Origin of the sequence: Kiloniella sp. (assembly GCF_048270245.1) — a bacterium.
Lineage (GTDB): Bacteria > Pseudomonadota > Alphaproteobacteria > Kiloniellales > Kiloniellaceae > Kiloniella.
Genome location: NZ_JBLWTH010000004.1, coordinates 104,880 through 119,927, shown reverse-complemented (window position 1 = coordinate 119,927; position 15,048 = coordinate 104,880). Strand labels below are relative to the sequence as shown.

Annotated in this window: 11 protein-coding genes; 2 read left to right on the top strand and 9 right to left on the bottom strand. The window is 46.2% G+C overall.

Annotated features, from left to right (window positions below; all coding sequences use genetic code 11):
• Positions 1 to 27: 27 nt before the first annotated feature.
• The gene (locus tag ACN0W5_RS10790; protein WP_417454133.1) at positions 28 to 1,326 is read right to left on the bottom strand and encodes a DNA polymerase IV; all 1,299 of its coding nucleotides are present in this window, start codon (positions 1,324 to 1,326) and stop codon (positions 28 to 30) included.
• A gap of 337 nt (positions 1,327 to 1,663) precedes the next feature.
• Here ACN0W5_RS10790 and ACN0W5_RS10785 point away from each other — a divergent pair, with 337 nt between their 5' ends.
• Complete coding sequence (locus ACN0W5_RS10785; protein ID WP_046507735.1) at positions 1,664 to 2,041, top strand: response regulator; 378 nt, start codon at positions 1,664 to 1,666, stop codon at positions 2,039 to 2,041.
• Between the two features lie 47 nt (positions 2,042 to 2,088).
• Positions 2,089 to 3,501 (top strand): PleD family two-component system response regulator, encoded by a 1,413-nt coding sequence (locus ACN0W5_RS10780; protein ID WP_417454132.1) that lies wholly within the window; start codon positions 2,089 to 2,091, stop codon positions 3,499 to 3,501.
• Between the two features lie 91 nt (positions 3,502 to 3,592).
• On the opposite strand, the gene rpmG is transcribed toward ACN0W5_RS10780, so the two are convergent.
• From rpmG to ACN0W5_RS10740, 8 genes are all read right to left on the bottom strand, one after another.
• On the bottom strand, positions 3,593 to 3,760 hold the full coding sequence (gene rpmG, locus ACN0W5_RS10775; RefSeq protein ID WP_046507740.1) for a 50S ribosomal protein L33: 168 nt from the start codon (positions 3,758 to 3,760) through the stop codon (positions 3,593 to 3,595).
• A 147-nt stretch (positions 3,761 to 3,907) separates the two neighbouring features.
• Positions 3,908 to 5,524, bottom strand: coding sequence for a S41 family peptidase (locus ACN0W5_RS10770; protein ID WP_417454131.1), 1,617 nt, complete (start codon positions 5,522 to 5,524; stop codon positions 3,908 to 3,910).
• A gap of 124 nt (positions 5,525 to 5,648) precedes the next feature.
• On the bottom strand, positions 5,649 to 7,913 hold the full coding sequence (gene rnr, locus ACN0W5_RS10765; RefSeq protein ID WP_417454130.1) for a ribonuclease R: 2,265 nt from the start codon (positions 7,911 to 7,913) through the stop codon (positions 5,649 to 5,651).
• A 17-nt stretch (positions 7,914 to 7,930) separates the two neighbouring features.
• A complete protein-coding gene (gene topA / locus ACN0W5_RS10760; protein ID WP_417454129.1) occupies positions 7,931 to 10,618 on the bottom strand; it encodes a type I DNA topoisomerase in 2,688 nt (895 codons plus the stop codon).
• A 168-nt stretch (positions 10,619 to 10,786) separates the two neighbouring features.
• A complete protein-coding gene (gene dprA, locus ACN0W5_RS10755; RefSeq protein ID WP_417454128.1) occupies positions 10,787 to 11,932 on the bottom strand; it encodes a DNA-processing protein DprA in 1,146 nt (381 codons plus the stop codon).
• A 77-nt stretch (positions 11,933 to 12,009) separates the two neighbouring features.
• Positions 12,010 to 12,627 carry a glycerol-3-phosphate 1-O-acyltransferase PlsY gene (gene plsY, locus ACN0W5_RS10750; protein WP_417454127.1) on the bottom strand — a complete coding sequence of 206 codons (618 nt, stop codon included), beginning with the start codon at positions 12,625 to 12,627 and terminating at the stop codon, positions 12,010 to 12,012.
• A 56-nt stretch (positions 12,628 to 12,683) separates the two neighbouring features.
• Positions 12,684 to 13,985, bottom strand: coding sequence for a dihydroorotase (pyrC, locus tag ACN0W5_RS10745; RefSeq protein ID WP_417454126.1), 1,302 nt, complete (start codon positions 13,983 to 13,985; stop codon positions 12,684 to 12,686).
• Positions 13,982 to 14,956 (bottom strand): aspartate carbamoyltransferase catalytic subunit, encoded by a 975-nt coding sequence (locus ACN0W5_RS10740; protein WP_299380586.1) that lies wholly within the window; start codon positions 14,954 to 14,956, stop codon positions 13,982 to 13,984. The genes pyrC and ACN0W5_RS10740 overlap by 4 nt, the downstream gene beginning before the upstream one ends.
• Between the last annotated feature and the right edge of the window lie 92 nt (positions 14,957 to 15,048).

Genomic DNA, 15,048 nt, shown 5'->3' with positions numbered 1-15,048 from the left:
AGCCTGCCTAAGAAGGGTAATCACGGATTACTTTCTGGTGTCCTGCTTATTAGCTCTTTGATAGGAACGACCTTTCTGAATACTGTCGTTGCCCAGCTTATCACGAACTTTATCTAGTGCTGTTTCTATTTTTTTGCGCTTTTCTTTTTCTGGATCAAGCAAGTCTTGTGGATCCGCAAGTTCCGCTGACACAAGCTCACTCCCCCCGACACCGATTAAACGAAAGCGTTGGCCGTTACACTGTTCTTTCAACAGCGGCAATGTTGTTTGGTAAATTTCCTCGGCGAGTTGCGTCGGTGCAAAAGCTTTTCGACTGCGGGAGATTAGGCGGAAATCGCCTGTTTTCAGTTTAAGGTTTATCGTGCCCGCCGCGAATTGCTTTTTCTTTAAATTGCGAGAAACATTCTCGCACAGTCGCCAAAGAATGACAGAGAGCTGATCAAAGTCTTTGATATCATCATTAAAGGTTGTTTCGTTTGAAATGCTTTTCGTGGGGGATTTAGGGTTAACTGTTCTTCCATCTTCTCCCCGGATAAAATGGAACATTCTTTGCCCCATTTGTCCGTATTTCTTCATTAGCTCTTCTTCTGAGTAGGGGAGAAGGTCTTTAATCTGTCTTAAGCCATCTTGGTGAAGTTGTCTTTCTAGATTTTTTCCAACACCCCAAATAAGTCTTACAGGCTGAGATTCTAAAAATCCCTGTGTATTGCTTCGTCCGAGCACTGAAAAACCACGTGGTTTATCCAAATCAGATGCAATTTTTGCCATTGATTTGTTATAGCTTAAGCCAACAGAAGCAGTTATCCCGATATTTTCTTCTATGTTTTTAATAAGTTTGACAAGGGTAATAGCAGGGCAGTGCCCATGCAATTTTTCTGTTCCGGACAAATCCAAAAATGCTTCATCAATAGAGAGCGGTTCGACCAAGGGGGTTAGGGCTTGCATCATGTCTCTAACTCTTAGGCCTTCTTCTTTGTACTTATACATATTGGGTTTGACAACTACCGCGCTTGGGCAAGCTTTGAGGGCTTTGAACATCGGCATCGCTGATTTGACACCATAAAGTCTAGCCAAATAGCATGCTGTCGAGACCACACCTCTTTTCCCGCCGCCTATAATGACTGGTTTATCTTGTAGCGCCGGGTTATCTCTTTTTTCCACACTGGCATAAAAGGCATCGCAATCTATGTGAGCCATTGATAGATCACCGAGTTCAGGGTGATTGATCAGTCTTGGTGAGTGACAGTTGCCGCACCGAATTGGCTTAACCTGGGAAATTGGGGGTGTTTCGCGCCAATGAAAACAGTCTCTGCAAAGATCAGGCATGGGAATTCACGTTTATTTATTGTTCTTATTTTATACTCTTTATGTTCTTTGCTTTGCAAGATTTTACAATTTAAAATCATTCATGAATATCAGTGTGTAAATATGATTGATTATGCAGCCTATGGCTTAAATTTTTTGAGATTCTAGGGGGTTAGTCAGCAAAAATATGTTTTTATCGTTAATTTTAACAATATTTCCGTTACCTTATGTTAACTAAAGTTGAGTAGTGTGGCATTCAAGGGTATTGTTTCAGTGAAAATGGTTAACCACCTGAGACATTTAATGAAGCGCATTGGGCTCTCCATGTGTTTTTAGGAGGCATCGGCAGGAAACATCTATGCAGACGAACAAAGAAAAAACTGTTCTTGTTGTCGAAGATAACGAACTTAATATGAAGCTTTTCCACGATTTACTGGAAGCTCAGGGCTATAATATCCTCCAGTCAAAAGATGGAATGGAGGCGCTTTCAATAGCGCGAACCCACAAACCTGATTTAATTTTGATGGATATTCAGTTACCTGAAGTATCCGGTCTGGAAGTGACTAAGTGGCTCAAGGAAGATGATAATCTTCGTGCTATACCTGTGATTGCCGTGACGGCGTTTGCCATGAAGGGGGACGAAGAAAAAATCAGGGAAGGCGGCTGTGAAGCTTATATTCCAAAGCCGATCTCTGTTACAAAGTTTTTAGAAACTGTAGAAAGATTCTTGAACTAGAACCTTCTCGTCAGTTTTTCTTATAATATTGAAAGAGTGCAGCATTCATGGCGGCAAGGATTCTGGTCGTAGACGATATACCTGCTAATGTCAGGCTTTTAGAAGCAAAGCTGATGGCAGAGTATTTCGAGGTGATAACTGCTTCTGATGGGCAATCCGCACTAGAAATCGTAGCGAAAGAAATGCCGGATATCATCCTGTTGGATGTAATGATGCCTGGCATGGATGGCTATGAAGTTTGTAGTCGTTTAAAAAGCGATCCTAAGACGCGTCACATACCCGTTGTTATGGTTACTGCCTTAAGTGAGGTAAGCGACCGTGTCCGTGGTCTTGAGGTTGGCGCAGACGACTTTTTGACAAAACCGCTCAATGATGTCGCGCTTTTTGCGCGTGTACGTTCTCTTGTTCGACTTAAAATGATGACCGATGAGTTACGGGTCCGCCAAGAAGCTTCTTCTCGGTTTGATTCTATCGGATCTGGCGAACCAGATGAAGAAGAAGCCATTTCTAATGCTAATATATTGTTAGCGGAATCCAACGATTTAACCGCTAGTAAAATTATCAATTTTTTGACTGAGCTTGACCACAATGTCGATCATTCCCGTCAATCACGTGAAGTGATCGAGTTTGGTCAGGAAAAGTCTTACGATCTTTTTATTGTGGCACTTGATCTAGGGGGGGAAGATGGCCTGAGGCTATGCTCTCAGCTGCGTGCACACGAAGAAACACGTCATGTACCAATCCTGTTGGTTTTGGAAGAGGAAAATCTGTCTCAGTTGGCTAAGGGCCTTGATATCGGTGTTACGGATTATCTGGTCAAGCCGATAGATCCAAACGAATTACGTGCGCGCTGTAAAACCCAAATTAAACGTCGCCGTTATCACGACCGCCTGACTGACATGCTCAAGAAAAGTGTTGCTATGGCGTACACAGATCCACTGACAGGCGTGTTTAACAGGCGCTATATGAACGCGCACTTGGATCGAGCAATTATGGAAATTGCAGAAACGGCCAAACCAGTATCAACGCTTATGTTCGATATTGATCACTTTAAAAAGGTGAATGACACTTATGGTCATGCGAGCGGAGATGAAGTTCTTAAAGTCCTGGCTAAACGGGTTACTGATGCCGTTCGTGATTTTGATATGCTCGCACGTTATGGCGGCGAAGAATTTGTTGTTATTATGCCTAGTGCTTCTTCTGAGCAGGCATTTACCGTTGCTGAACGGCTTCGATCACGAGTCGGGGATAAACCTATTGAGGTGCCGGGATCTGCAGAACCATTGACAATCACGATTTCGGTTGGGGTTGCAACGACTTCGGACCCAATGGAAATGGCTGATAGTCTTTTGGCGCGCGCAGATACTGCCTTATATGATGCTAAATCTATGGGTCGTAACTGCGTATGTATTGAGCATTCCAGTAAAAATATCCCGGCGGGGCATAAGGTTACGATCTGAGTAAATGAAAGACCTAGTTGACCAGATTACCTATATATCAGACATAAAAAAGGCCGCATAATGCGGCCTTTTTATTCTAAGCTATAAAAGCTTATTTCATTTTCGCTTCTTTGAAAATAACGTGCTTGCGCGCAACTGGATCGTATTTGCGTAGCTCGAGTTTTTCAGTAAGTGTGCGCGGGTTTTTCTTTGCTACATAAAAGTAGCCAGTGTCCGCGGTGCTTACCATGCGAATTAGTTGAGTAGCTGGCTTAGCCATAGCGAAATCCTCATCGCGCTTAAAAATTACAAATATAACAGGGGCGAAACATAACGTTTTAAGCCCTGAAGTCAAGCCCTGTTCTAACATTTTCTTTATTGCGAACAGTTTAGTGACGAAATGAAATAGTTATTATGATCAGGAAGGTTAATTTACCAGCTCTGATGTTGTTGAGTTCGTATTGTTTTTTGCCATATTAAATAGCTTTGATGAGCTTATCAGAGACTTTGCAACCTCTAGATCGATTTCCATTGTTTCTGTCCTTTGGGGGCAAGAAGCTCTTATTTGTTCCAGGCTCTCACTATCGGATGAGTTTTCCGATACGTAATTCTGGATGTGATATGTCATTTCCAAGGTGCCTGATTGCAGGCGCTGAATAATGTCATCGGCAGAGCTGTAGTTTTCGTTTGTCGTACATACGTTGGGGATTATCCCACGATCATGGATAGCGTAACCAGATGGAGCAAGGAACTTCGCCCAGGTCACTCTAAACTCGCCGCCATTGGGCAGCTCATTAATACTTTGGACAGTTCCCTTACCGTAGGAGTTACTACCAACCACCAGAGCTCTGCCAGAATCCTGAAGGCCTGCTGCCAAAATCTCTGAAGAAGAGGCGGAATTCGCATTGATTAAAACGATGATTGGTTGCCCTTTGGCGATATCTCTACTCTTGGCGACATTTAAATCGTGGCTCTTGGGGTTCCTTCCCCTTACAGAGGAAATAGTACCGCTTGATATGAAAAGGTCTGCTGAGGTGACTGAAGCTATCTTTATGCCGCCTCCATTATCTCTTAGATCCAGTATATAGCCCAAAAGATCGTCCCCAATTTCTTTTTGGGCAGTTCTTACTTTTGTGAGAAGGTTTTGGGGGGTTTGTTTATTGAAGCTTGATATTTGAAGATAGGCTATATTCCCCATTCGCTTGTAGAATACCGTTTGGACGGAAATTTTTTTTCGTGTGATTTTGTAGGTGAGGGGAGAATCACTATTGGTGCGCTTAACAGTTAACTCAACTGTTGTATTCGTGGGTCCCTTCATCAACTTTGTTATTTCATTTTCAGGGAGTGGGATAATGTCTGTTCCATCAACCTTGATAATAATATCACCTTCTTGAAGACCAACGGCCAAAGCTGGTGTGTTTTCCATAACAGATACGATACGTGCGCCAGCTTTTTCCTTTATGTAGCGGATACCAATACCAGAGAAACCATTCCGATTGTCACGATAAGCAAGCGCTTTGTCTGGATTTGAGTAGCGCGAAAATTTGTCTAGCTCACCAGCAACACCGTCAAAAATAGCTTGGTGGATTTGTTCGCCAGTCGCACGTCTTAGGGGAGATGAAAATCTCGAGGCTTCTGAAATAACTGATGCAGTCAATCGTGCCCAAGCTTTATGATCGATTGTAGAAGGATAGCTATGCCGGGAAATAGCTTCCCCTGAATAGGTAAAAGTAAGAGAGCTACCGGCATCGATGATATCTATTTCTGGGTCGAGAGTTGCCAGGTTATCCATCGCGGCAAGAGCCAGTCTTGAGGCGTCAATTTCTTCGATATAATAATGAACAATATGCTCGAAAGCATCCGCGTACAAAGCTGTGGCCGTTTTTTGCTCAAACTCTGCATTTTCGGGGTAATTATGAGCGTAGTTGCGGTTTAGATTTGGCGTCCCGCATGCAGAAAGGAAAATCAACAGGAATACAGAAAGTATTCTTGATGTCAGGTCAGCATTGAGAAGGTAAAGATGCGGCTGAAAACGTATAGGCATCTACCTAGTCTCCTCTTTCATAATTACAAAACACGGGCTTACGGCTCAGAAGATACATTAAGAGCATATTTTTAATCAGATCAAGTTGTAAGAGGGGGATTTCTTCAATCTTTATAGCGGGTGACTACCTTCGCCTGTTCTTTTTTGGAGATCGTTTAGAACTTGTACCTATTTTGTCGCGTCTTCGACTATTCTGTTTGTAAGGTTTAGGCTTTAGTGGGGATGTTTCTTCATCGCCATCCCCCTCAACAATGCGAAGTGCTATGCCGCCTGTAATAGGGTTTGATTCAAAGATACGAACCATAACACTATCGCCCAAGTGGAATTCACGTCCCCAACGCCGCCCCGTCAGGCTGTGGTTTTTTTCATCGTGGATATAGTAATCATCGGGCAGAAAGGACATGGGGACCAGTCCATCAGCGCCAGTTTCATCCAAGGTAATGAAGAGACCAGCCCGGTGCACTCCGTTGATCTTTCCGGGAAAGATCGTTCCAATTTTTTTCGAGAAGAATGAAGCTGTGAATCGGTTGACAGTATCGCGCTCAGCAGCTGCAGAGCGCCGTTCTGTTGCCGAGATATGTTCAGCAATATCATTAAACTTCGTTGTTTCTGCGCTTGTCAGGCCATCGTTACCAAGATTCAGGCCTTTGATAAGTGCGCGATGAACCATGAGATCTGAATAGCGTCGTATGGGAGACGTAAAGTGCGCGTATCTTGTCAGAGCCAAGCCAAAATGACCAAGATTTGTGGCGTCGTATCTGGCCTGACTTTGGGCTCTGAGTATAAGCTCGTTAATTAACTTTGCTTCTGGTAAGTCAGAAGCCCGTTCCAAAACCTGTGTCAGGACTTTAGGGCGAATAACTTGCCCTTTGGCGAATTTAATCCCCATGCCATGTAGGCTATCTGCAAGACCTTCGATCTTAACAGGATCAGGAGCTTCGTGAACCCTATACATGCAGGGAAGTTGCTTGCTTTCGAGTTCGATTGCTGCGGCAACATTGGCCGTGATCATAAATTCTTCGATAAGTTTATGACTATCAAGTCTTTGGCGTTTTACGATATCTGTGACTTCACCAGATTCGTCCATAACGACTTGAAATTCAGGAATTTCGAGTTCCAGTGTTCCCCGTTTATGACGGGCTTTGAGCATAGTGTCATAAGCGCCTTTTAGTGGCTTTAACACTGGATCAAGCAGATCAGATGTCTTGTCGCTTGGATGGCCGTTAAGGGCTTCTTGAACTTCTTCGTAGGTCAGTCGAGCTTGCGAGCGAATTAAAGCTCGGACAAATTTATGCTTTCTGAGTTCGCCTTCTGTATCAATCCACATATGAACTGCCATTGAAGGTCGATCTTCATTGGGCTTAAGCGAACACCATCCGTTGGAAAGTGCTTCGGGAAGCATAGGAACAACCCGATCTGCAAAGTAGGTTGAATTACCCCGTGTTTGCGCCTCATCATCCAGTGGACTTCCGGCTCTGACGTAGTGGGCAACATCGGCAATGGCGACAATGATATGCCAGCCACCTTCATGATCGGGATCAGGTTCGGCCCAGACGGCATCATCAAAATCGCGAGCGTCGGCCCCATCAATTGTGACCAGCGCCAGATCGCGGAGATCCGTTCTTTTCCCCAAAGTGGTTTGTTTGGCTGCGGCTGCTTCTTCTAAAGCTTCTTCAGGGAATTGGTTGGGAATATTACGTTCGTGGATTGCGACAAGGCTTAACGCCCGAGGACTATCAATGCGGCCGAGAACCTCGACAACTTTTACTTCTTTAAGCCCTTTACGAGAGCGTCCTTTGCGAATTTCACAGAGTACTAGCTCGCCGTGTTTTGCTGATTTGGCGTGATCGGGATTTAGGATGAAATCCTTCTTTGCCTTTTTATCGACGGGACGTACGAAGCCACCCTCTTCCGTAATCTGGTAGATGCCGAGTATCTTAAGAGGGGCTGCTTCTAGTTTTCTAATAGGGATGCCCTGATAGCTTTTATTATCAAGTCGTTTGAGTTTGGCGAGAACACGGTCGCCAACCACAAGGTCGAATTTACTTTTGCGATCTGGCAAAACGTAAATCATCGGTGCTGGGTGATCTTCTTCCCACGAGGCAGGAACTGCGATGAGTTCGCCGTCGCTATCTATACGTGTTAGTTCTATGACCTGAACGGGGGGCAAGCGACCGTCGACATTATTTTTGCGTTGTTTTGCACCGCGTCCAAAATGCCCTTCGTCCTTTAGCTCTTTCAAAAGCTGTTTCAAGGGGATTTTGTCGTTGCCACGCAAATTAAAAGCACGGGCAATCTCGCGTTTTCCAACAGAAGTTGGAGATTGCTCAATAAAGTCTAAAACCGCTTCCTTTGTTGGAAAGGGCGGGGATTTTCGATCAGAGGTCACGCCCTTTTTCCTAACTCTTATTCTTCAGTTTTTACGGTCTTTTTTGCAGGAGCCTTTTTAGTCGCAGTTTTTTTCGCAGTGGTTGTTTTCTTCGCTGCGGGTTTCTTTGCGGCCGTTTTCTTAGCGGTGGTCTTTTTAGCTGTGGCTTTCTTCGCTGGAGCTTTCTTTTTCGCAGGTGCTTTTTTCTTCGCGCCCTTTTTCTCTAGCTGTTTAGTCAAAAGCTCGACAGCTTCTTCCAGTGTAATGGTATCGACTTCTTTATCTTTGGGTAAAGAAGCGTTCACTTTGTTCCATTTCACATAGGGGCCGTATCTACCGGAGTGAACGGTAATATCAACACTGTCCTCTGGATGTGCTCCGATTGTTCTAAGGGCAGCTGCGGGACCACGCTTTGGAGCCTCAGCAATAAGGGCAACAGCTCTGTTCAGGCCGACAATCAGAACATCGTCATCCTTGGTCAGGGACTTAAAGGTCGATCCATGCTTTACGTAAGGGCCAAAACGTCCGATGCCAGCGATAATCATGGCACCATCATCCGGATGAGGACCAATATCACGAGGTAGCGAAAGCAAGCCTTGAGCAAGTTCAAAAGTTATATCGCTGATCGGGGTTCCCTTGGGAATGGATACGCGTTTGGGTTTTGTCTTCTCAACCGCTTCGCCCAACTGAACGTAAACACCATAGGGGCCTTTGCGCAGGGTTACAGCGAGCTCTGTTGCTGGGTCTATGCCCAGTTCCTTTGGCTGACTGAGATCATTTTCTCCACCTTCACCATCTGGGAGTGAGAGTTGGCGAGTATAGCGACAATCTGGGTAATTAGAGCAACCAATGAAACCACCGGTTTTTCCAAGCTTGATCCCAAGACGTCCATCATCACATGTTGGGCACTCTCTTGGATGTTTTGTATCTGCATCCTCTGGGGTCGGGAAGAAATGATCACTAAGATCTTCGTCCAAGGCCTCAATGACTTCGGTGATTGTCAGACCTTTGGTTTCATCAACTGCAGTATGGAAGGCATCCCAGAAACCTCTGAGGACCTTTTTCCAATCAGCGGAGCCTGCTGAAATATCATCAAGCTGAGTTTCCAAGTCTGCAGTAAAGTTGAACTCGACATATTTGGCGAAAAAGTTCCGTAAGAAGGTAACAACAATACGTCCGCGATCTTCGGGTTTGAAGCGTTTCTTTTCCAGAACAACGTAATCGCGATCTTGTAGAACTTGTATGATAGAGGCGTAGGTTGACGGACGACCGATGCCCAGTTCTTCCATCTTCTTGACAAGGCTGGCTTCTGAGTAGCGCGGTGGAGGTTGTGTGAAGTGTTGTTCTTTTTCAATCTCTTCGCGGTTCGCAATATCGCCTTCTGTTAGCTTTGGCAGACGGCGATCATCATCTTGACCCTCTTTTTCGTCATCTTTATCTTCTTTGTATAGCTTCAAGAAGCCATCAAACCTTAAGACTGACCCATTGGCACGAAGAACGGCTTGCCCTTGGGCAACGTCGATGTCCACAGCTACCTGATCCAGAATGGCGCTTTCCATCTGACTGGCGACGGTTCTGTTCCAGATCAGTTCATAGAGTTTGCGTCCTTCGTCATCAAGATGGGCGACGACATCACGTGGCAGCAATTCTAAATTTGTCGGTCGGATCGCTTCGTGCGCTTCTTGTGCATTCTTGGCTTTGCTTTTATAAACGCGCGGGTTCGCGGGCAGATAATCTTTGCCGTATTGCTTGGCGATAAGATCACGACCGGAAGCAATGGCATCTGCGGAAAGACTGACACCATCTGTACGCATATAGGTAATCAGACCAACCGTTTCACCACCAAGATCAATCCCTTCGTATAGCTTTTGGGCAATCCGCATTGTCCGAGAAGCTCCGAAACCCAATTTACGAGACGCTTCCTGCTGAAGTGTAGAGGTCGTAAAGGGTGGTTGTGGATTGCGTCGAGATTGCTTTTTCTCAACTGTTTTGATCGTAAAGCTGGTGGCATCTTCGAGCAGATCTACTGCGTCTTGTGCGGCGGCGGCATTGGCGAGATCGAATTTATCGAGCTTCTTGCCCCGTAGTTGAGTTAGGCGCGCGCCGTATTTCTGACCGTCTTCAGTAGAAAGTTTCGCGTCAACAGTCCAATATTCTTGTGGTTTGAAGATTTCAATCTCGGATTCCCGGTCACAAATCAGGCGAAGGGCAACAGATTGAACGCGACCTGCCGAACGGCTGCCCGGTAGCTTACGCCAAAGAACAGGCGACAGGGTGAAACCGAACAGATAATCAAGAGCACGGCGGGCGAGATAAGCCTCAACCAGTTCCATGTTCAGTTCTCTTGGTTCAGAGAACGCTTGCTGGATCGCGGTTTTTGTGACTTCGTTAAAGACAACCCGGGAAACTTTTTTACCCTTGAGCTTTTTCCTTCTTTCAAGCTCTTCAGCCAGATGCCAGGAAATCGCTTCTCCCTCTCTGTCGGGGTCGGTTGCGAGGATCAGTTGATCGGCATCTTTTAAGGCAGCAATAATGTCTTTCAGACGTTTTTCAGATCCACTGTCTACTTGCCATGACATTGCAAAGTCTTCTTCGGGATCGACAGATCCATCCTTTGGGGGGAGATCGCGCACATGCCCGTAACTGGCGAGGACATGATAATCTTCGCCAAGATATTTGTTGATTGTTTTGGCTTTCGCCGGGGATTCAACAACGACAATGTTCATAGCTTCGGGTTCTACCTACGTCTAAAATTCCAGGTCACTAACAGAAATCGGTTCTGTTAACTAATAGTCTGATACTATTGTTATGATATTGGGGATAACGCCTGATATCACAAATTTCTTTCAAGAGATCTCATAAGAGATCCTCTAACTGATCCCATTAAGAAACCCCTAACTGATCAGGGCAACACGGTTTCCCGGTTGCCATTCAATCTGTCCTGCCAATTCAAATTCCAGCAAAATACCATTCAATTCTGTTGGTGATAGCTGGCTCTGTCGGAGCAGGTCATCTACATATACTGGGCTAGGACCTAACAACTCTTTTACAGAAAGTCGAGCATCAACCGCATTAAGAGGTATTTTTTTCTCAGTTACGATATTTAAAAGAGGTGCTGATGGTTCTGGCACAACCCTTTTTCTTTCGGATTTTGTTATCGGCGGATCAAAAGGACGCTCGAGTGCTTCGACGATATCTTGAGCTGTTTCGACCAGGGTTGCCCCTTGTTTGATCAAAGCATTTCCGCCTTTGCTTCTGGGGTCAAGGGGGCTACCTGGAATTGCCATAGTCTCTCTGCCCTGTTCCTGCGCCAGTCTGGCTGTAATCATTGATCCAGACTTCAGGGATGCTTCAATAACAACTACGCCTCGGCTTAGGCCGGAAACCAGTCGATTGCGGCGCGGGAAGTGTTTGGCTTGTGGTTCGCTACCCAATGGCATTTCAGAGATAAGAGCCCCGTTCTCGATAATGGCATCATAGAGCGGTTTGTTTTCTGGTGGATAAATGACATCCAGTCCGCCAGCTACGGCCGCGATTGTTCCGTTTTGTATGGCGCCTTGATGTGCGGCTGTATCAATGCCTCTGGCGAGACCTGATGCAATGAGGAAGCCAAATTTCCCCAAGTCTTGTGCTAATTCTTTTGCCAGTGTGATCCCGTTCGTTGATGCATTTCTGGCACCAACAATTGCGACAGTTCTTTTCTTGAGAAACCTTGTGTTGCCAAGAACCTGAATGAGAGGAGGGGCATCGGGAATTTGTGCAAGTAAAGGCGGGTAATTATCTTCGCCATAAGCAATAAGTTCTGCCCCGAAATTTTGAATTCTAGTGAATTCGTGATCAATACTCGATTTGCTTGAGACGGGGTCTTTTTGATTGTTCTTTATAGCCTTTGCCGTTAAGGCCTGCAGCGCATCACGCGCTGATCCAAACCGTTCTAATAGCTTGTAAAATGTTATTGGTCCGACAGATCTGGAACGAATTAATTGAAGCCAATCAAGCTTTTCTTCCAGATTTGCAGGGGGGCGTATGGTGTTCAACATACCTTTATTTGGGGTGTTGTTGGGGGGTGAGTCAACCCTGAAGTGCTATGTTGAAGCGTACGGGAATACTGAAATGATCATTTCTTTTGACCGATTTTAGGTTCTTCACCTTTAATTAGACGTTTGATATTTTCGTGATGGCGTACCCAAACCAAGATAGCTAGTAACGCTGTCAATTCAACCATTTGGAGATCATGATGAATAAACCAGACCGCTATGGGTGTTGCCAGCATTGCCGTAAGCGCCGACAGCGATGACATACGCAGGGTTAAAGCGGTGAGTAGCCATGTAAGACAGGCAACAATACCCACCATCCACGACAGAGCGATGACCACGCCGAGTGTTGTCGCAACGCCTTTCCCGCCTTTAAATTTGAGCCAAACAGGGAAAAGATGACCAAGCACCGAGCCAAGGGCTGCGATTAGAGCAAGATCAGGCCCCCAAAGGGCTGCAATCAAAACGGCAGCAGCACCTTTCCCGCTATCACATATCAGCGTGAGGAGAGCCAGGCCCTTGCGGCCCGTGCGTAGGACGTTCGTGGCCCCGATGTTTCCTGATCCTATTTGACGTATGTCGCCCAAGCCAAAAAGGCGGGTAATGACAAGCCCGAAAGGAACAGACCCCAACAGATAACTGCCTGCAAATGCTAACAGATAAAAGGGAGCCACGTGGCTCCATGATATGGGGTCTGGCATAGAAAAATGTCCTTGTTTTTCGGGAGTTAGCGGGCGAGATATGTCATCTAAGAATTTTATCGTTCATAGATTGTACGCCCATCAACCACCGTTCGTAAAACTTTTCCTTGGGCTGGGAAGCCAGTGAAAGGAGAGTTTTTCGATTTACTTCTAAATTTTTCGGGATCGATGAAATAAGGACTATCAGGATTAAAGAGTACAAGATCGGCCGCTGCACCCTTGGCAATTTTCCCCACAGGTAGTCCTAATATTTCAGCAGGTTTATTGGTCACAAGCGAGAGGCAATCCAAAAGCGAAAGAGCTTTTTTATGGTAGAGTTGAAGGGCCAGAGGAAAGAGTGTTTCCAGCCCGACGATACCAAATTCGGCCTGAGCAAAGGGAAGGCGCTTTGAATCTTGATCATGCGGGCTGTGGTCGCTGGCAATGGCATCGATTGTTCCGTCCGCTAAGCCTTGGAAGATGGCTTCACGATCGTCTTCGGAACGAAGGGGCGGTGATACCTTGGCAAAAGTTCTGTAATCAAGAACAGAATTTTCGTTCAGGCAGAAATAATGGGGTGCTGTATCGCAGGTAACAGGCAATCCACGGGCTTTGGCCTGACGAATTATGTCAACGGCCCCCGCCGTGGAAAGGTGCGCAGCGTGATAGCGGCCGCCTGTCATTTCTACAAGACGGATGTCGCGTTCAACCATAATGATCTCTGCGTAGGTAGAGATACCTGACAGTCCCATGCGTGTAGAGATCTCACCACCATTCATAACACCACCAGCAAGGGTTGGTTCTTCCGGGTGTTGAACGATGAGCGCATTAAATGTTTTTGCGTAACTCAGCGCACGGCGCATGGTTTGTGCATTTGCGACTGCTTTGGTGCTATCCGTAAAGGCGACGGCGCCAAACTCGGAAAGCAGACCGAATTCGGTCAACTCTTTTCCTTCTAGGCGTTTTGTTAGGGCGCCGTACGGAAAGATTTTAACCATTTTGGCTTCGCGGGCGCGTCGGGCGACGTATTCAACGCCGGAAACATCATCTAGTACCGGTGTGGAATCGGGTAATGCGGCGATAGAGGTGATACCACCCGCGGCGGCGGCTTGGCCTGCCGTGAAAATTGTTTCTTTGTGTTCGTCGCCGGGTTCGCGAAGGTGAACCCGAATATCAACGAGACCTGGCGCAAGGTGATGTCCTTGGCAATCAATTGTCTCGATACCCTCTGGAACACCGTCTTTGAATAGATCCGGGCCGAAATCGACAATATGGATACCTTCGGTCAGTAAGGCACCTTTTGTATCAAGGCCACTTGCCGGGTCGATGAGGTGTGCGTTTATATAAGCGCGTTTCGTTTTGTTATCGAGCTGGCTCATGATTGCACTCCGTCTGACAAAGTACCCTGTGTCAGGGCGTGTAAACAGGCCATGCGTACGGCGACACCCATTTCTACCTGTGTCCTGATCAGTGATCGGTCTAGATCATCAGCTAGTTCACTGTCAATTTCGACGCCACGGTTCATGGGACCGGGGTGCATAACCAAGGCATCTGGTTTTGCCATAGCTAATTTTTCCTGATCCAAACCGAAGTATCTGAAATACTCGCGGACGGAAGGAACAAACGATCCCTGCATACGTTCAAGCTGTAGCCTGAGCATCATGACGATATCACAGCCTTCTAGACCTTCTTTCATGTTGTGGAAAGTTTCGACACCCATACGGTCAACCGCAGAAGGAAGAAGCGTCGGTGGCGCAATCAGGCGAACTTCTGCGCCCATTGTATTCAACAGGTGAATGTTTGACCGGGCGACACGGCTATGGGCGACATCGCCACAGATCGCAACACGCAATCCATAAAGATCGCCTTTGCGACGGCGGATTGTCAGGGCGTCAAGCAATGCTTGGGTCGGGTGTTCATGGCTTCCGTCGCCAGCATTAATGACCGAGCCATTTACCTTTTCAGAAAGCAATTTTACAGCCCCTGAATCTGAATGTCGGACCACCATGACATCGGGATGCATTGCATTAAGTGTCATGGCTGTATCAACCAGTGTTTCGCCTTTTTTGATAGAGCTTGAGGCAACGGTCATGTTGATTACATCAGCGCCCAACCGTTTGGCGGCCAGCTCAAAAGAAGTACGTGTTCTGGTGGAATTCTCGAAAAAGAGATTAATCACCGTGCGACCTTCTAACAAATCAGTGGTCTTTTTCACGGCGCGATTCTGGTCAACATAGCCATCGGCTAGGTCAAGCAAGTTGGAAATCTGATCAGCTCTCAGGCCCTCTATTCCTAGCAGGTGCCCGTGGCCAGTCTGGCCAGCAGCGATCGTTTCAGCATATGTCGTCATTAAAACCGCAATATGTCATTGAAGTGGGAGGAGTGCAATTGTGGAAAGAGGATTCTTTTGAAATTCAAAAAGCTTTATCGGATGGTCAAAAT